A 16,593-nucleotide genomic window follows, 5' to 3' on the forward strand; every position below is an offset into this window, starting at 1 on the left:
CCATGTCCATCGACCGCACAGCCCGTGTTTTTTCCTCCTTTGAAGAACAGGAGGCAGAGAGCTATCGCTATTGGCAGACATTGCCGATTCGCGAACGTATGCAGGGCACGTGGGCGCTCTCCCATCGACACCAAGCAAAGGAAGATCCGATGCTTCCACTGACCTCCGACTACCGTGATCTGCTGACGCTCTTCGCGAAAAACAACGTGCGCTACCTGATCGTCGGCGGCTATGCGTACTCCATCTACGCCCGCGCGCGGTTTACGGGAGACATCGATCTCTTCGTCTCGCCCGATCCCAAAAACGCCGAGCGCGTCTTTCTTGCGCTGCTGGAGTTTGGCAGTCCTCTCCAGGGCGTCACAGGCGCGTACTTCGTTCAACCGGACGTCGTCTTCCAAATAGGCGTAGACCCGGACCGCATCGATATCCTCACAGGCATCTCAGGCGTCAGCTTTGAAGAGGCATGGAGTACGCGCGTTGTGGACGAAGGTTATAACTTCATCTCGCGTGAAGCCTTGATCGCGAATAAAATCGCGACCGGGCGGGATCAGGATCTGGTGGATGTTAAGAATCTGCGGCGGTATGTCTAATTCGCTCATGCTAAAAGAAAACCTGCCGATATAGCAAAAATGCTATATTCAGATGTGGCTAAGCCAACCAAAGCATCCAGGATTGCTGTGTCCTGGGAGGGCGATTCTCTGGAGGTCCTCCGCGCATGGCCAAAGCCTATTCGCGAAGACTTCGGAGTGGCTCTTGGGGAGATGCAGGAGGGCAAGATGGCCGCTCTTCCAGTTCGCCCCATGCCTTCCATTGCTCCGGGAGTCTTTGAGCTGAAGGATTCGGACGAGAGCCAATGGTATTGACTGGTCTATCTGGCCCGAGTAAAAGACACCATCTACGTTCTGCACTGCTTTACAAAGAACACGGCCAAAACAGAAAAGCGGGATCTTGCCACAGCAGAGCAGCGTTGGAAGCGAGTGCAGCAACGATTACGAGAGGAGCAGAAGAATGAAAAGCAAAGACTTCAACAAGGATAAAACCCCGCATCTGACGCATGGAAGTGTGCTGGATGAGCTTGGCTTCAGCGCCTCTGAAGCTCTGGAGATCAAGGTCAAAGCGGAGATCTACCGCGATCTGCTTCAGTACATTCAAGAGCGAGGCTTCGCGCAGCAGGAGCTCGGCACTCTGCTGGCGATTCACCAGCCCGATGTGAGCAATCTTTTGAATGGCCGTGTCTCCAAGTTCAGCGTCAGCAAGCTCATCAAGTTCGCCGGAAAACTGAATCTCGGTGCCGAGGTCAAGCTGACGAAGCCAAAGGCTGGCAAATTACCGAGCATCACCGCCTCACATAAGGCACCGAAGCGCATCGCTGCAAAATTGAGTTTGAAAGCACGCTGAGCTCAATTTATTGGACGTCGGCTGCTCCGGGTTTGAGTGTCGGCGTCACCGCTGCATCCCCCACATCAAACAGTGTGAGATACGCCAGCCTCACGATCTTCTGCATCTTGGGAAAGTCGATCTTCTCCACCGTGTCCGTCGTGTGATGGTAATCCGGATGGAAGCCGGTGAAGAACCAGATGGCCGGCACGCCGTGCAGGACGAAGGGGAACTGGTCCGAGCGGTAGAAGAGGCCGAGCGTCGTATCGCGGTCGAACCGGCCGTCGAGGATAAGGCCGACGCGCTTGTCTTCGCGCTCCACGATCTTCTGCAGATCGGGTGAGTAGAGCGAGCCAATCAGGTTCAGGCGATTGCTTGTATCCGCAGGGATCTCGACCTGTCCCTCGGTCTGCGCGCTGGGCTTTTCATCGCGGCCGATCATGTCGAAGTTGACGAGGGCGCGCGTCGTCCTGAGATCGCGGAGCGGATGTTGCGTGAGGTAGTTCGAGCCTTCAAAGCCGCGCTCCTCCGACGCGAAGACGACGAAGAGCAAGCTGCGCTTCGGCTTCACCGGGTTCTTCGCGAAGGCCTGCGCCAGAGCAACGACGCCCACCGTGCCGCTGCCGTTATCGTCCGCTCCGCTCCAGATGCCGGTGTGGCGCGTGCCGTCCGGCTCTTCCACTTCGGAGACGCCATTGTGGTCGTGGTGCGCGGAGAGCATCACCGTCTCCGCACGCAGCTTCGGGTCGCTGCCTTCGAGCAGGCCGACGGCGTTGTACGTCACGCCGGGCGTGCGGGTCAGGTTCTTCATGCGCAGGTGGATCTTCGCACCCACGATTTCCTGCGAGCGCGGCTTGAGATCGGCGTCGATGGAACGCTGCAGCTCACTGGTCGAAGCAGAGACAAACTTGTCCGCAACGACGACAGGCACGTTCATCAGGGGGATGTGGAGTTCGTCACCATCGAGTTGCTGCAGCGGGATCGGCGTCAGGCGCTTGCCGGTAACGCCTGCAAAGACGCGGGCCATACGCGCTGCGGTGGAAGGATGCGTGCTGTTGGGTTCGGGCAAAATAATTACCGCAACGGCGCCATGCCGCTGGGCGTTGAGCGCCTTCACGCGCAATGTACCGTGGCTGGTAAGACCGGTACCGTTGAAGATCGAGTGCTGGTCGTCCTCCTGCGGCTCGTACTCCATCATGAGGACGACCTTGCCGCTCACATCGACGCCTGCGTAGTCGTCGTAGTGCAGCTCAGGCGCGGTAATGCCGTAGCCCACGTAGACCAGCCCCGCGTCGATGCTTACAGGATCGCGAAAACTTCCGCCGATCTGCGGCGCGTGCCAGCTCTCATGCTTGCCATTCTGCTCGAAGGAGATCTCGGTCGCCTTGGGGTCGCTGGCGTAGTCGATGACGGGAACGGCCTGCAGGTAACTGGGCTTGCCGTTTGCATCGGTAGCAATGGGCTTCAAGCCAGCCTTGGCGAACTCCGCAGCCACCCACTGCGTCGCGGCGAGGTCTCCGGCGGAGAGCGTCATGCGACCCTCTGTGCCATCGCCCGCAAAGAAGGTGAGATCGGCCCGCATGCGTTCCTGCGAGATGTCGTTGTATCCGGCGCGCAGGCGCTGCGGGATAGTGCTTGTCTGAGCTACTGCCGTAACGCCAACGCACAAGGCAACGAGGGCCGCGAACTTCGCTTGCTTAAATGAGAGCATGCCAACACTATGGCATGCTCTCCGTCTTGCACGATATGGCGAAAGGCTTATGCAGCGGTAATTGCGATGCTCACGTTTCCTAAAGCGAGCCATACCGCGAGGATGGACATCAAGATGGCGACCGCATCCTCAACCACAGCAACATTCCAGTCCGGACACTTCAACGCCGCCACAGCGCGCGTCCGCACAAACCAGCCGCCATACGAACCGACCAGGGCGCCGACAATACCTGCGATGATCGCAACGGCCAGCGGAAGTACAAGGGGCTGCGCCAGGATGGCCGCGCAGAGAGAAGCGAAGACAACACGCGCGCCGAGGCCCGGAGGCGAGAGGCGGCTGGCTGTATTGGGAAGCTTATCTCCATAGAGTTCGCCGAGCGCGGCCAGCGTGAAAACCACCACGGAGACCAGGTAGGCGGCGTATCCGCGCCATCCCGTCAGCGCAAGGTGGTGTAGATAGGCGAACCAGCAAATCACCGCAATCGGCGTCATGGTGCGAAGGCCGGTGCATACACCGATCAGCAATACAAGGAGATAGCTCATGCAGCCCATGATGCGACAAGGAAGGGGTTCGCGCAATCGCTAATTTTTCTTTGCATAAACACGCACATAGTCGACGAGCATCCGCAGCGGAAACTGCGTGCTTGCGTCCGGAGGGCCGGGCCAGTCTCCACCGACGGCGAGGTTCAAAATCATAAAGAAGGGCTGGTCGAACGGAAGGTCGCGGCCATGCTCCGGGGTATCGAGCACCATGCTGCCATACGCGGCACCATCGAGGAAGAACGTCATCTTCTCTTTGCTCCACTCGACGGCGTAGACGTGGAAGTCGTCCGCAAGCTTTTGTCCTTCGGGCAGATCGTGGCGCGCCTGCAAGAGACTGCTGGCTCCGAAGCCGGGGCCATGCAGCGTGGAGTAGACCCGGCCGGGGTCTTTGGGGATGTTCTCCATGATGTCGATCTCGCCGCACGCTGGCCATTTCACCTGTGCCGCGCTGACGCCCTCCATCCAGAAGGCAGGCCACGCCCCACGCCCCTGCGGAATTTTGATGCGTGCCTCGAAGCGGCCATATTGCTGCGCAAATCTACCCAGCGTCTTCAAGCGAGCAGAGGTGAAGTGCTGCGGCTTACCGTCGACACCGGTAAAGTCCTCCCGATGCGCTTCGATCACGAGATTGCCGCGCTCCATCCGCACGTTCTTCGTTCGCGCCGTGTAGGTCTCCAGCTCATGGTTGTACCAGCCGCTGCCGCCGAGATCGTAGACCCACTTCTTCGGATCGGGCGAAGAGCCGTCCCTCCCGTTGAACTCATCGTGCCACGTGAGCTTCCAACCGGGAGGAGCCACGATCTTCTGCGCGATGGCTGAAGATACAAAGATTCCCGCAGCTAGAAAGACAACGAGGCGTTGAAACAACATTGCTGATTATCATGCTCCCACGCGCGGTTCACGGTCGAGGCTTATTTTCTTCGGAAATAGCGACCAGGTTCTTTTTGGGAAGCCGCACCTCTTCAAGGTGTCGCAGCATCGGAGCTTACATCGAATCGCTTTTGAGTTGCACAGACTACGCCCGATCCGGACGTAGTCTGTGCAGCGGTTCAGCTATTTGGCGGATGGCTCTTCACTCTGCAGACGTTACCGAACGGGCGGCAGCTGCATCATGGTGTTGCCGCCCGTCTCCACGCTGGGAAGCTGGCCGTTCCAGCGCTCGATCAGGGCGCGCTGGTTTTCCAGCTTGCGAAGCTCCAGCAGCTGCGGCGTGATGCTGGTCTGGCGAATGCGGTTCGCTTCGGCCTCACCTTGCGCGCGAGTCACAGAAGCTTTGGCTTCACCGTCTGCTTCGGCGATGGTCTTCGCCGCTTCGGCCTGCGTCTTCGCCAACTCATTGCGTGCACGCTCGGCGTCCTGGATCGCCTGCGCCTTGCCCGTGATCGCGTTGGCAATCACGCTGGGGACGCGCGGCGCACCGATGAAGCCGAACTGCTGGATCTCCACGCCCACAGGATCCATGCGGTCCTGAATGAGCTTCTGCACGCGCATCAGGAACTCCGTCTTCTGTTCTCCGTAGATCTGCTCCACGGTGAACGTAGACGCGACCTCGTTAAGCGAGTTGCGTACCGTGTCGCGCAGAATGCCGTGCGTGAACTGATCGAGATCCGTCACGCGATACTTCACATAGAAGTCCGGCACGCGGCTGGGCTGGATCGCATACGAGAGCGAGACGTCCGCGTAGATCTCCATGCCCTCTTTCGAGTTGAAGCTCATGGCTTCATTCGTCGGTCTGCCTTCGCTCAGGCTCTCCGTCCATTTGACCGTCTGCACGAAGGTAGGGAACTCCACAATCTGCGAACGCAGAGGGCTATAGAAGACCCAGCCCGTGCGAATCGGAATCTCCGAAGCGCCGCGCTGCGATCCACTCAGGACCACCTCGACGCCAACGTGTCCGGCACCGATGCGCGTAACAGACGCCACATAGTTGAAGAAGACACTCAGCACAACAAACGTCATGACTAAGAGGACAGCATAACGCACCAATCTCTTTACGCGTTGTAACTGGACATCCTGAGTAAGTGTGGTTTTACTTTCAGAATTGAATTGTTCAAAGAGTGACATTACGTCCGCCTCCAAAGGGAACGCACCGCGGTAAGTACACCCACCACCGTAACGACAAGCACGACGATACCGCCGTACAGAGCGGCGTCGCTTGCTAAGTTCATCCAGCGGAACGCGGTAATCATCAACTTGTATCCAAGGACGATTACCAGGAAGGAAAGGAGCACCCGGTATTTCAACTGCATCGTACTTCGCCTGGCCTCGTAACTTCTCCGGCCAACCAACATCTGAAAGATTATGCCGAGTAAGTGCCCCGCACCATCCATCCGAAGTGCTATTTACGAAGGCCAAAACAGGAGTATCCTAGAGAAAGCATGGAGGTCTTCCCTCCGCTTACTTCTTGGACAAAAGAATGCCTCGGCACTTACGTGTCGAGGCATTCTTTTTGTCTTCGCACTCTTGCCTTTGCTATGAGTCGAGGCTCATAAAGAGCGTGTTCAGTACTTCGGACTTCGTGGGATGCGAGAAGACCGCATCGCGCAGCACCGTGTACTTCAGGCCGCCCAACATCGCGAGCTGGATCTGCGCGATCACCTCGCCGCCTTCGACTCCCACGATAGACGCGCCGAGGATCAGGTCCGTCTCTGTATCGATGATCGCCTTCAACATGCCGCGCGACTCCGCCATCTCCAGCGCGCGCGCCATGTAACTCATCGGAACGCTGGCGACGCGGATCTTCTTCCCCGCCTTGCGGGCTTCCATCTCGTTCATACCAACGCGCCCGATCTCGGGGTCTGTGTAGATGGTGTAAACCAGCGTGCGATCGCTGACGCGGCGCGAACCATTGTGCAAGAGGTTTGCTGCGACGATGCGATAGTCGTCGTACGAGACGTGTGTGAACGCCGGTGGCCCCTTCACATCGCCAAGCGCCCAGATGCCTGGGACGCCAGTTTCAAGCAGGTCGTTCACCTCGATATAGCCGTGCTCGTTCTGCTTCACACCCACGCGGTCGAGATGCAGCGACTCAACATTCGGACGGCGGCCCGTGGCGACCAAAAGATGCGTTCCATGCAGCTCCTTGCCGTCCTTCAGCTTCAAGCGGATGCTGCCCGTCGTTCCGCTCACCTCGGCAGCCTCCGTCTCAAAGAGAATCTCCAGGCCGTCTTCGAGAAGGATGTCTCGCGCGCAACTGCAGATGTCCTCGTCCTCATGCGGCAGCAGGCGCGTGCCGCGTTCGATCACCGTAACCGCGGCACCGAAGCGGTGAAACATCTGCGCGAACTCCAACGCAACGATCCCCGCGCCCAGGACGATGAGATGGTCGGGCACCTCTTCCAACTCCATGATGGAGGTGCTGTCGAGGAAAGGAACGTTGTCCAGCCCCTTCAGCTCAGGAACCACTGGACGTTCGCCGGTATTCAAAAAGACCTGCTTCGTAATGAGACGACGTTCGGTTCCATCCGCTGCTTTCACTGCGATGGCATATTCGCCAGCGGACGCAGGCTGCTCGGCGAAGCCGCCTTCGCCCATGATGATGGTCGCGCCTGCCTTTTCAAGGCCTTTGATGTTACTGGCATTCGAATGTTCGACGATCTGCCGCTTGCGGGCGATCACCGCAGGCATATCAGTGTGGATCTCACCGCCGGAGATGCCGAAATCCGATGAGCGGTGCGCAAGGTACGCCACGCGCGCGCTGGCCGCCAGCGTCTTGGAGGGCGTACAGCCTACGTTCACGCAGGTGCCGCCGATGTGCCAACTCTCCACGATGGCAACACTCTGGCCCGCCTTTGCCAGGTCTTTTGCGAGCGGTACACCCGCCTGTCCACTGCCGAGAATCACTGCGTCAAAACGTTCGTCGCTCATGCGTTTCAGCCTACCAGCGAGCGAAGAAACGTGCAGAAAAAAGGGGCGCTGGCCGAAGCCAGCACCCCTCGAAGTATCGCTACAAATAGGTTTACGCGCGAAGCCAATCGTAGAGCGGAAACTTCTCCGCCATCTCGCCGACGCGGCCACGAATCTGCTCCAGGCGACCGGCATCGTTGCGATGCTCCAGCGCCTCTGCGATCCAGGCGGCGATCTCGCGCATCTCCGGCTCCTTCATGCCGCGCGTGGTGAGCGCCGGCGTTCCAAAGCGGACGCCACTGGGCTTCATCGGCGGGTTGGTGTCGTAGGGAATCGCATTCTTGTTCACCGTGATGCCCGCAGCTCCTAGCGCGTTCTCGGCTTCACTGCCGAACATACCCTTGGCAAAGACATCCACGAGCAAAAGATGCGTGTCCGTACCGCCGGAGATGACGCGATAGCCTTCTCCGGCGAGCGCCTCAGCCAGCGCCTTCGCGTTCGCGACGACCTGCGCGGCGTAAACCTTGAAGTCCGGCTGCAGGGCCTCCTTGAAGGCCACGGCCTTCGCCGCAACAACGTGGACGAGAGGTCCGCCCTGCTGTCCAGGAAAGACGCTGCGGTCGATGCTGGCGGCAAGCTCCTGCTTCGAAAGAATCATGCCGGAGCGCGGTCCGCGCAGGGTCTTATGCGTCGTCGTCGTGACGATGTCGGCATACGGTACGGGCGAAGGATGCGCTCCACCGGCGACGAGGCCCGCGAAATGCGCCATGTCCACCATGAGCTTTGCTCCCACGGCGTCCGCAATCTGCCGCATGCGGGGAAAATCGAACTGGCGCGGGTACGCAGAGCCGCCGCCGACGATCACCTTCGGCATCTCGCGCTTGGCGAGAGCTTCCAGCTCGTCATAGTCCACGACTTCGGTATCGCGACGCACATGGTAGCCGACGATCTTGTAAAGCTTGCCGGAAAAGTTCAGCTTGTGCCCGTGCGTGAGATGTCCGCCATGCGCGAGGTCGAGCCCGAGCAGCGTATCGCCCGGCTGAATGATGCTCATGTACGCCGCGGCATTGGCCTGCGAACCGGAGTGGGGCTGTACGTTGACGTGCTCCGCGCCGAAGAGCTCCTTGGCGCGATCGCGGGCGATATTCTCCACCACATCGGCGAACTCGCAACCACCGTAGTAGCGCTTGCCGGGATAACCTTCGGCATACTTGTTGGTAAAGACGGTTCCAGCCGCTTCCATCACGGCGCGGCTGACAAAGTTTTCCGAGGCAATCATCTCCAGACCTTCGTGCTGGCGGACAATTTCTTTTTCTATAAGTGCTGCAATCTCGGGATCAGAGGAGGCAAGCGGAGCGGCAAAATCGATCGACATACCTCGATTATCCCACTAATAGGGCATACGTCCGTACTACGGAAGTGCAGTGGCAATGAGGCATCCGTGGGATAGAGGCGACCGCAAAATGAGGAGATTCTAATCAGGCCGCAAAGAGGCCAACTCTTTCGGCTGCAAGGAAAGAGATCTGCCATGAGCGACCTGATTATCTCCGCCGTCTTCCTCGCGATCCTGATCGCGCCCTGTGTCATCGCTTCCTTCACCGGTCACTCGGTCCGGAAGACAATCTAAGTAACCCGGCCAAGCGACCCAGCTAAGCCGCCGAGGCTGCAGGTTTTGCGGCCCGTTCTCGCAGCCGCTTGTAGGCCTTGTAAACAAAGCTCCCCATCCACCATCCATCCATATACTTGTACGGCGTCTCGCCCGTGGTGTAGTGCCCGCAGGGCAGAACCTTGCTGACAAAGTCCACACCGCGCTGCCGGAAGGCCGTGAGCACCTCCAGCGAAAACTCCCGCAGGAACGTCAGATCGTAGGTTGCGTGAATGACCAGCGTCTGGCGCGACGTCTCCGCCGCATAGCGGTCCATCACGCTCTCCGGGCTGATGCCCATGAAGACCCGCCGTACCTCAGCCTGCCCCATGCCCACCTGCTCAAACGCCTCGCGCACATGCCGCGTGCTCTGGCCCGTCCAGACGACGTCTCCAAAGCGCGTCGAAGCATGATTGAAGACGCAGACCTGCAGACGCGAATCGAACGCCGCCGCCATAAACGCATAGCAGCTCCCCAGACTTGTCCCCAGAACACCGATCTGCTCGTACCCCTGCGACTCCAGCCAGTCCACACAGCTGCGGATGTCCACCACCGCCTGACGGCAGGCAGAGATGGTTCGTCCCACATTGGAACTCACGGCGTAGTCGCTGCGCTCCAGCTCCGCCGGTCGGCGGACATCATGGTACGGCTTCGACAGGCGCAGACCCGCGACGCCGAACTTGTTGAAGATCGAACAAAGAGCGTTGTGGCTGAAGGCATCCGCATTCCACTGCGGCATCACGATGATCGCCTGCCTCGGGCCGGGCTTCCGCTTGTCTTCCGGCTCCGGATACCAGCGCGCATTCACCTGGTCATTCTCCGGATGCTTGGTACGAACGGGCGAGGTAAACCGTAGAAACTGCGCCTTGTCCAGCTTTCCGCTCTCGGCATCGGCACGTACCTGCGCCGCCTGCTTCAGCGTCTCGGGACGGACGTTCGTGGGAAAGAGGTCAGGGAAACGCTCTTCCAGTCGAAAATCCGTAGGCGTGTCATAGCCATAGAACGCTTCGCCGTTAGCAACGATCTCATCATTGATGCGGAGCATCTTCTCCAGCGCATCGGCGTCCTGCTCCGTGGCAGAGGCAGCCGTCGCGCTAAAGTCACTGAGCCAGTCGAAGCCCCATTCCATTGGCCGCACAATACGGTTGGTGTCTCGTGTGGTGAGCGCAGTCTCCCACTTGAACATCCACTGCGAATAAAGCTTTCCGAACATTCTTTAAGTCTACCAACCCTGGAGAATCTTCCTCTTGCACAAAGATTGCTCTAGCGGTTATCGCTCTCTGGCGCGGTGACAGGCATCACTGTCGAGCCTTTGAATCGGTGTTACTTTTGCATCCCGTAGGGCTGTGATTCCTTGCCCTTGGAAGTTACAAAACTAAGACGATCGCTGCGTTGTTGGAGAGGCAAGATAGAACACATGACGAAGAATTATCCGGTAATTATTCAGGGCGGTATGGGGACGGGCATATCGAACTGGAGGCTGGCACAGGCAGTCTCGCAGCAGGGACAACTCGGCGTGGTATCAGGTACTGCGCTGGATCAGGTGTTGATACGACGCTTGCAGGACGGCGATCCGGGCGGGGATATGCGACGCGGGATGCTCGCGTTTCCCTTTCCAGCCATGGCAGAGCGCATCTGGAACAAATACTTCATCGCCGGTGGCAAGGACGAGGCTGTGGCTTACCAGACAGCACCTCCGCTTGGACTGACAAACTCGCGGGCCTCCGTGGAACTGTGCATCCTCAGCAACTTCGTCGAAGTCTTCCTGGCGCGTGAGGGCCACCAGAACCCCGTCGGCATTAACTATCTGGAGAAGATCCAGGCGGCGCATCTGCCGACCATCTACGGAGCCATGCTTGCCGGTGTGAGCTACATCATCATAGGAGCAGGCATTCCGCTCAAGATTCCGGGCGTGCTCGATCGGCTTACGACCCACCAGGCCGTGGAGTACACGTTCCACGTCACCGGCGCGCTGGAGAGCGACGACAATACGATGCACTTCGACCCCCGCGATTACATGGAGCAGGAGCTTGCTCCCCTGGAGCGCCCTCGTTTCCTTGCCATCGTCTCTTCCAACACGTTGGCAAGCACCATGGTGAAGAAAGCAAATGGGAGGGTGGACGGACTTGTGGTCGAGATGAACTCAGCAGGAGGCCACAATGCTCCTCCGAGGGGGAGGATGCAACTCTCCGCCGCAGGCGAGCCGGTCTATGGCGAACGCGACGGCGTCGATGTAGGCAAGCTATGCGAACTGGGCGTACCGTTCTGGCTGGCAGGCGGCTATGGAAGCGCCGAAAAACTACGGGAAGCCCTCTCCCAGGGCGCAACCGGCGTACAGGTTGGCACCGCTTTCGAGTTCGCAACAGAGTCCGGCCTGCGTTCGGATTACAAGGAGCGTCTCCTCGCTGAATCCGCTGCTGGCAAGGCACACATCTTTACCGACCCACTGGCTTCGCCTACCGGCTTTCCTTTCAAGGTTGCGATGCTGGAAGGCACAGGCTCTGACGAACTCGTGGGCTCGTCGCGTCCGCGCATCTGCGACCTCGGTTTTTTGCGCGAGGCCTATCGCACCGCCGACGGCGAGGTCGGTTATCGGTGCCCGGCTGAACCGCTGCCCCTCTTTCTTTCGAAGGGCGGCCGCGTCGAAGATACGGCGGGAAGGAAGTGCCTCTGCAATGCTCTGCTGGCCAATATCGGTTTAGAGCAGGTACGGAGCGGCAAACATCGTGAGCCGGCCATGATCACCGCTGGCTACGACCTGATCCACGTCCACCAGTTTCTTCCGCCGGGCCGGTCGAGCTACGATGCGGCGGACGTCCTCCATGCACTATTACAGCCCGAGCCTGCGACGGCTTAGAGTACCTTCCTGTTGCCGCAGAAGGAGAAAGCACCCTGGCGTTAGGGAAACTCCAGCCGCCCACTCAGCGGATAGGTCACCCTGTCACCCTCGACATGCGCCATCTTCGACAGCACATGCAACGAAGTCTTCGCCGCACTCACAATCTCGTGCACCTCAATACCCCGAGCCACCAGTGCATCCGCAGTCAGCGAACGATGGCAGCGCCACGGCACCGCCTCCGCGCACATCACGGCGACGCGTTCTTCGCTTGCCAGAGCGATCAGCTTCTCTAACGCCTCAGTAAACGCCGCCGTCTGCATGTAGTCCGCATAGCCGCGAAAGCTATCGTTGCGCCAGGCGTTGTTGATCGAATCGGGCACGGGTTTGCGAAAGCCGCCGAGCTCTTTGCCCATCCACACGTAACGCAACCCCGCTGCCTGTAACGAAGCCGAAAGCGCCTCTTGCGCGAACTGCGGATTATGCCGCGAGCGTGGGACCGTGCGCGTGTCCACAACGCTCTGCACGCCATGCGTCTGTAGCATGCCGACGAACTCTTCGATCGTCCGTGTGGAGTGGCCCACCGTAAACACGAGCATGCTCTGTTAGACGCGGCGCGTCCGCAGACTGGACACGATGCCAGCAAAGGCAAAGAGCAGCCACGACAGGGGCGGCACCATCACGAAGACGAGGCCGGTCTTCGTCCGTGGCGGATGCAACGCGACCAAACCGTACAGCGCCAGCGAAAAGACCGTCACCACCAGCGACAACCAGCAGAGCGTCCTGCGCGCGGCGGAAGACCACTGCTTCGCACGCACATGCGCCACCAGCAGAGCCACGAACGGCGCGGAGACCCACAACACAAACATCGCTTGCAGAAGATACGAAGGCTGATTGCGCCCCACGTAGATCACCAGACCCAGTGCGCCCATCAGCCCAACCTCCGCCGCCATGAGGCCTATCTTGTCGAGGGGATCGCGCTTACTTTTTGAAGAGATCTTTTTCGACTTCACGTGCCCTGCCTTCCAACTTTGCAACGAGAATAACGCTAATCCACAATCACGCGGGAAACGCGCTCGGAGATGCCGCAGATGATCTCATACGGAATCGTCTCCGCCCAGCGCGCATGCTCTTCTGCGCCAATGCGTTCTGCGCCCTGCGCGCCGATCAGCACAGCCTCTTCGCCGATCTCCACACCGGGAATCTCCGTGACATCCACGATCGTAAGGTCCATCGAGACACGCCCCACCACCGCTGCGCGCCTTCCGTGAAGCAGCACCGCGCCTGCGGGCGAAGAAAGTTCGCGGCGCAGACCATCCGCATATCCCACCGGCAACAGCGCGAGACGCATGGTCTTCACCGCGGTAAACGTTCCGCCATAGCCGACGTGATCGCCCGCCTGCACCTCGCGCAGCGAAACAACACGCGTCTTCCAAGTCATGACGGGCTCCGGATGCAGTTCCGGCGCGCCGCCTTCGAGATCCAGCGCATAGCCATAAAGTGCAAGACCAGCCCGCGTCATCGGCATAGCGCCAAGACTTTCTGCCATCACGCGCAACTGCGGCATCACCACACCGCAGTCCACCGCGGAGGTGTTACCCACATGCACAAGGGCAGGTCGGAGGCCGGTCTCACGCACCTGTTCCAGCGCGCAGGCGAAGCGGGCCATCTGCGACTCCGTCTGCGCTCCGTGGACGATCTCCGCCGAAGCCAGGTGCGACATCACACCCTCCAGCTTCAACCGAGACTCCGGCCCGAAGCGCTGCAACAGGGCCGCCATCTGCGCGCCGGGCCTTACGCCCTGCCGCGCCATGCCCGTGTCCACCTCGACGTGTACGGCCACGTCCCGCAGGCCAAGCTTCTTCGCCTCGGCCTCCATCAGATCGAGGTGATACGGCTCCCACACTACTGGCGTCAGGGCGTACCGTATTGCGGCCACTGCTTCGCCCGCCCAAACGCCGCACATGACCAGCACGCGCGGCGCAATGCCCTGCGGAAGGATGCCGAGCGCCTGCCGCACACGCACGCCCTCTTCCACAGAGGTCACGCCAAGCCACTTTGCCCCCGCCGCCGCCAGCACCGGCGCGCACTCCACCGCGCCGTGGCCATAGCCATCTGCTTTGACGACCGCCAGAACATCCACACCCGCCGTTGCCTGTACTGCCCGCAAATTGCGCGTCAGCTTTGAAGCGGAAACCTCTGCCCATACCGGGCGCATTGCGTTGGTCACTACTTCTCTCATCGTATGAGGCCCATCTTCTTTACTTCTTTCTCCGGCACAACAGACCGCATGTAATCTTTGAGCCTCTGCCCGCGCTTGGGCGTAAACACCTCTTCCAGCACCACAACCTCGCGCATGCGGTCGAGGCGGAAGTTACGGAAGTCCTCACGCTTTTCGCACCACGCCGCCAGCGTCCAGACGCCGCCCCAGAAGACGAGCGCCAGCGGCCACACACGCCTGCTCGTCACCGTACCGTCCAGCTTCTCATAGATAAACGCCGCGATATGCGTCCGCACAGACGCGCCATGGAGAGCGTCAATCCGCTGGCGCTGCTCTTTCGGCATCCAGGAGGTGGGCGCATACATCTGCACCATGTCCATCTCGGCGCGCATGGGGGCTGGGAGTACGGCTTCAATCTTGCGGAGCGCGTCCTTGGCCGCCGCGCCCGTCTGCTCGCCACCCCAGGCGAAGGCCATCCGCGCTCCCAGGACGAGCGCCGTCATCTCCTCAGCCGTGAACTGCATCGGCGGAAGGTCCATATCGCGACGCAGCGTGTAACCCACGCCCGCTTCGCCTTCGATCATCACGCCGTTCGCCTGCAGGTCTGCAATATCGCGATAGAGCGTGCGCGTGGAGACCTCCAGCTTGGACGCCAACTGCGCTCCCGTCAGCATCCTGCCGGAACGCAGCATCTGCACCACGCGGAATAGTCTATCGGCTCGTCGCATACTGACATCCTACTGCCATTTACGCCTCCTACGCGCCGTGAACGCCGACGAGGTTTCCTTCTGTATCCCTCAGGCAGAAAAATTCGCCGGGAACGCCGGAGAGGGTCATCTTCGGCATGATGACGGAACCGCCAGCAGGCTTCACGCGCGCAATGGCAGCATCCACATCTCCCAGCAGCCGCAGGTACACCAGCGTTCCGCCCATGGAAGGCTTCTGTTCCTCACGGTAGACGAGTGCGCCCTGAATAAAGGGCGCGGGAGCGGGAAAGAGCCGCATCGGTTCTCCGCCACTCTCTATGCTGGTGAGCTTCACCTGCAAAACTTCTTCGTAAAACCTTCCTGCCCGATCGATATCGACCGTGGGTATCTCAAAAAAGGTCAGTGCATCGCTCATCGGTCTTCTCCTTGTAAGCCGCGTCTCTTGCGGCTACAGGAAGAGACTACTGACACCCTGCTGACACCATCCTGTCAGCAGGCTTTGGATCTTCTGTCGACGAAAGAGACCAGAGCAAGGACAGAGACGCCCACACAGATACTCACCGCACCCTCGGTAAGAAGAAGACCATGCGCCCCCGCCACTCGATAGGCCCGCCCATCGCTGAGCACCATAATCTCAATCGCCACATTGCAGGCGGCCATCAGTATGGCATACAGCGTGGCGCTCAGTGGATTATCGCGCCCGATCAACTGGAAAGCCAACGCGCTCGCCGCAACATAGTTCACCCCGGCAAGCAGCGCATACAGGCTGACACCCGCAAAGAAAACCCACCAGAGACGTGGCCCAAAGGCCATACCCAGCGTAGCGATGGACGAGAGCACACCCGCCCCGACAAACAGCCAGCGGCGGTCATAACGAGCCGACAACCAGCCGCCTAGCACCGCACCCACGCTGGAAAGAATTGCCACGCCCACACCCGTAATCCACGCCGTCCGACCCGGAAGCGCACCGAAATCCGCGCCCATGCCTCCGAAATAATTGGTCGCGACAAAGGTGGCCGCAGGCGCCAGAAAGATCAGGAACCCCAGGGCATAGCGCGGCTGCCGAATGACCGTCCAGAGATCACTAAGGACTGTACGCATCGCCTCCGCAACGCGCCGGGGCACTCGCTCCTCATGCCGCGCAAGCAGCAGAATACAGGGCGGCAGAAGCATCTCCAATGAGCCCACACCAGCCGCCCCCACGCGCGGCAGGCGCGTCACAGCAACGACCATCAGTGTTCCCCCCGCCATGCCTCCGAGATAAGCAATGTTGAGCCACATCCCGGCAGCGGCCAACCGCGTCTCGTCCACAAGATTCGGCACCATGCCGCCAATGGTCGATCCATACATCTGCACCGAGAGATAACCCAGCGTCAGCACGGCGGTAAGCAAAGCGCGGCCATGCGGACTCGCCACGGCAGCATCCAGCCCCAGCACGGCACAGGCAAGACAAAGCGCAGCGACGCAGGCCAGCACCCAGGCCCACACCCTGCGCGCCAGACCGCAGTCCACCAGTGGCGTTAGAAGAAAGCTGAGAAAGCTCGGCAGGAGAACGATAAACGTGATGCCCGCAACACGGTCGAGCGCCATGCCGCGCTGCGTGAGCAGCAACGGCAGCGCCGCCGCTACAAACCCGTTGAACAGCCCAAACGGAAGGTAGGCAACGCCCACCATCCATGCCTTGAACTCGCGCGTCATGCGGGGCGCA

Annotated in this window: 19 protein-coding genes; 5 read left to right on the forward strand and 14 right to left on the reverse strand. The window is 60.1% G+C overall.

The genetic code is table 11. The features are described 5' to 3' along the window. Positions 1–2: 2 nt before the first annotated feature. From ACIPR4_RS20270 to ACIPR4_RS20280, 4 genes are read left to right on the forward strand one after another with little or no spacing between them, the layout of a single operon-like run. On the forward strand, positions 3–590 hold the full coding sequence (locus ACIPR4_RS20270) for a hypothetical protein (RefSeq protein WP_013570540.1): 588 nt from the start codon (positions 3–5) through the stop codon (positions 588–590). A 39-nt stretch (positions 591–629) separates the two neighbouring features. Continuing rightward, a complete protein-coding gene (locus ACIPR4_RS20275; RefSeq protein WP_041586223.1) occupies positions 630–863 on the forward strand; it encodes a hypothetical protein in 234 nt (77 codons plus the stop codon). Positions 864–872: 9 nt separating this feature from the next. Continuing rightward, positions 873–1,037, forward strand: a complete 165-nt coding sequence (locus tag ACIPR4_RS23595; protein WP_425358325.1) for a type II toxin-antitoxin system RelE/ParE family toxin — start codon at positions 873–875, stop codon at positions 1,035–1,037. Further along, positions 1,009–1,398 (forward strand): helix-turn-helix domain-containing protein, encoded by a 390-nt coding sequence (locus ACIPR4_RS20280; protein WP_013570541.1) that lies wholly within the window; start codon positions 1,009–1,011, stop codon positions 1,396–1,398. The genes ACIPR4_RS23595 and ACIPR4_RS20280 overlap by 29 nt, the downstream gene beginning before the upstream one ends. A 7-nt stretch (positions 1,399–1,405) precedes the next feature. Here the strand turns inward: ACIPR4_RS20280 and ACIPR4_RS20285 are convergent, their stop codons facing one another. From ACIPR4_RS20285 to ACIPR4_RS20320, 8 genes are all read right to left on the reverse strand, one after another. Continuing rightward, entirely contained in the window at positions 1,406–3,088 is a 1,683-nt protein-coding gene (locus tag ACIPR4_RS20285; protein WP_013570542.1) for a M28 family peptidase, read from the reverse strand. A 47-nt stretch (positions 3,089–3,135) separates the two neighbouring features. Beyond that, the gene (locus ACIPR4_RS20290) at positions 3,136–3,630 is read right to left on the reverse strand and encodes a hypothetical protein (RefSeq protein WP_041587039.1); all 495 of its coding nucleotides are present in this window, start codon (positions 3,628–3,630) and stop codon (positions 3,136–3,138) included. A 39-nt stretch (positions 3,631–3,669) separates the two neighbouring features. Then, positions 3,670–4,500: a glycoside hydrolase family 16 protein gene (locus ACIPR4_RS20295; protein WP_013570544.1), complete on the reverse strand. Its 831-nt coding sequence runs from the start codon at positions 4,498–4,500 to the stop codon at positions 3,670–3,672. A 216-nt stretch (positions 4,501–4,716) separates the two neighbouring features. Continuing rightward, complete coding sequence (locus ACIPR4_RS20300; protein WP_013570545.1) at positions 4,717–5,694, reverse strand: SPFH domain-containing protein; 978 nt, start codon at positions 5,692–5,694, stop codon at positions 4,717–4,719. Beyond that, positions 5,694–5,879, reverse strand: coding sequence for a hypothetical protein (locus ACIPR4_RS20305; RefSeq protein WP_013570546.1), 186 nt, complete (start codon positions 5,877–5,879; stop codon positions 5,694–5,696). The genes ACIPR4_RS20300 and ACIPR4_RS20305 overlap by 1 nt, the downstream gene beginning before the upstream one ends. Before the next feature lie 223 nt (positions 5,880–6,102). Beyond that, positions 6,103–7,497, reverse strand: a complete 1,395-nt coding sequence (locus ACIPR4_RS20310; RefSeq protein ID WP_013570547.1) for a mercuric reductase — start codon at positions 7,495–7,497, stop codon at positions 6,103–6,105. Between the two features lie 91 nt (positions 7,498–7,588). Continuing rightward, positions 7,589–8,851 (reverse strand): serine hydroxymethyltransferase, encoded by a 1,263-nt coding sequence (locus tag ACIPR4_RS20315; RefSeq protein ID WP_013570548.1) that lies wholly within the window; start codon positions 8,849–8,851, stop codon positions 7,589–7,591. 274 nt (positions 8,852–9,125) lie between these two features. Then, entirely contained in the window at positions 9,126–10,334 is a 1,209-nt protein-coding gene (locus ACIPR4_RS20320; protein WP_013570550.1) for an alpha/beta hydrolase family protein, read from the reverse strand. 204 nt (positions 10,335–10,538) lie between these two features. Here ACIPR4_RS20320 and ACIPR4_RS20325 point away from each other — a divergent pair, with 204 nt between their 5' ends. Next, on the forward strand, positions 10,539–11,978 hold the full coding sequence (locus tag ACIPR4_RS20325) for a nitronate monooxygenase (RefSeq protein ID WP_013570551.1): 1,440 nt from the start codon (positions 10,539–10,541) through the stop codon (positions 11,976–11,978). Positions 11,979–12,019: 41 nt separating this feature from the next. Here the strand turns inward: ACIPR4_RS20325 and ACIPR4_RS20330 are convergent, their stop codons facing one another. From ACIPR4_RS20330 to ACIPR4_RS20355, 6 genes are all read right to left on the reverse strand, one after another. Further along, complete coding sequence (locus tag ACIPR4_RS20330; RefSeq protein WP_013570552.1) at positions 12,020–12,556, reverse strand: DUF488 domain-containing protein; 537 nt, start codon at positions 12,554–12,556, stop codon at positions 12,020–12,022. A 6-nt stretch (positions 12,557–12,562) separates the two neighbouring features. Continuing rightward, positions 12,563–12,970: a hypothetical protein gene (locus ACIPR4_RS20335; protein ID WP_013570553.1), complete on the reverse strand. Its 408-nt coding sequence runs from the start codon at positions 12,968–12,970 to the stop codon at positions 12,563–12,565. A gap of 35 nt (positions 12,971–13,005) precedes the next feature. Beyond that, positions 13,006–14,187 carry an alanine racemase gene (alr, locus tag ACIPR4_RS20340; RefSeq protein WP_245536398.1) on the reverse strand — a complete coding sequence of 394 codons (1,182 nt, stop codon included), beginning with the start codon at positions 14,185–14,187 and terminating at the stop codon, positions 13,006–13,008. Positions 14,188–14,195: 8 nt separating this feature from the next. Then, entirely contained in the window at positions 14,196–14,906 is a 711-nt protein-coding gene (locus ACIPR4_RS20345; protein WP_013570555.1) for a helix-turn-helix transcriptional regulator, read from the reverse strand. A gap of 28 nt (positions 14,907–14,934) precedes the next feature. Beyond that, positions 14,935–15,300, reverse strand: a complete 366-nt coding sequence (locus tag ACIPR4_RS20350; protein WP_013570556.1) for a VOC family protein — start codon at positions 15,298–15,300, stop codon at positions 14,935–14,937. A 74-nt stretch (positions 15,301–15,374) separates the two neighbouring features. Continuing rightward, entirely contained in the window at positions 15,375–16,583 is a 1,209-nt protein-coding gene (locus ACIPR4_RS20355) for an MFS transporter (protein WP_013570557.1), read from the reverse strand. Positions 16,584–16,593: the final 10 nt, after the last annotated feature.

This window comes from Terriglobus saanensis SP1PR4, assembly GCF_000179915.2.
GTDB lineage: Bacteria > Acidobacteriota > Terriglobia > Terriglobales > Acidobacteriaceae > Terriglobus > Terriglobus saanensis.

Coding starts and splice junctions, on each gene's coding strand:
- ACIPR4_RS20285 (WP_013570542.1), bottom strand. CDS start 3,088: ATGCTCTCATTTAAGCAAGCGAAGTTCGCGGCCCTCGTTGCCTTGTGC.
- ACIPR4_RS20270 (WP_013570540.1), top strand. CDS start 3: ATGTCCATCGACCGCACAGCCCGTGTTTTTTCCTCCTTTGAAGAACAG.
- ACIPR4_RS20275 (WP_041586223.1), top strand. CDS start 630: ATGCTATATTCAGATGTGGCTAAGCCAACCAAAGCATCCAGGATTGCT.
- ACIPR4_RS20315 (WP_013570548.1), bottom strand. CDS start 8,851: ATGTCGATCGATTTTGCCGCTCCGCTTGCCTCCTCTGATCCCGAGATT.
- ACIPR4_RS20355 (WP_013570557.1), bottom strand. CDS start 16,583: ATGACGCGCGAGTTCAAGGCATGGATGGTGGGCGTTGCCTACCTTCCG.
- ACIPR4_RS20310 (WP_013570547.1), bottom strand. CDS start 7,497: ATGAGCGACGAACGTTTTGACGCAGTGATTCTCGGCAGTGGACAGGCG.
- ACIPR4_RS20300 (WP_013570545.1), bottom strand. CDS start 5,694: ATGTCACTCTTTGAACAATTCAATTCTGAAAGTAAAACCACACTTACT.
- ACIPR4_RS20320 (WP_013570550.1), bottom strand. CDS start 10,334: ATGTTCGGAAAGCTTTATTCGCAGTGGATGTTCAAGTGGGAGACTGCG.
- ACIPR4_RS20350 (WP_013570556.1), bottom strand. CDS start 15,300: ATGAGCGATGCACTGACCTTTTTTGAGATACCCACGGTCGATATCGAT.
- ACIPR4_RS20280 (WP_013570541.1), top strand. CDS start 1,009: ATGAAAAGCAAAGACTTCAACAAGGATAAAACCCCGCATCTGACGCAT.
- ACIPR4_RS20345 (WP_013570555.1), bottom strand. CDS start 14,906: ATGCGACGAGCCGATAGACTATTCCGCGTGGTGCAGATGCTGCGTTCC.
- ACIPR4_RS20330 (WP_013570552.1), bottom strand. CDS start 12,556: ATGCTCGTGTTTACGGTGGGCCACTCCACACGGACGATCGAAGAGTTC.
- ACIPR4_RS20305 (WP_013570546.1), bottom strand. CDS start 5,879: ATGCAGTTGAAATACCGGGTGCTCCTTTCCTTCCTGGTAATCGTCCTT.
- ACIPR4_RS20295 (WP_013570544.1), bottom strand. CDS start 4,500: ATGTTGTTTCAACGCCTCGTTGTCTTTCTAGCTGCGGGAATCTTTGTA.
- ACIPR4_RS20290 (WP_041587039.1), bottom strand. CDS start 3,630: ATGAGCTATCTCCTTGTATTGCTGATCGGTGTATGCACCGGCCTTCGC.
- ACIPR4_RS20325 (WP_013570551.1), top strand. CDS start 10,539: ATGACGAAGAATTATCCGGTAATTATTCAGGGCGGTATGGGGACGGGC.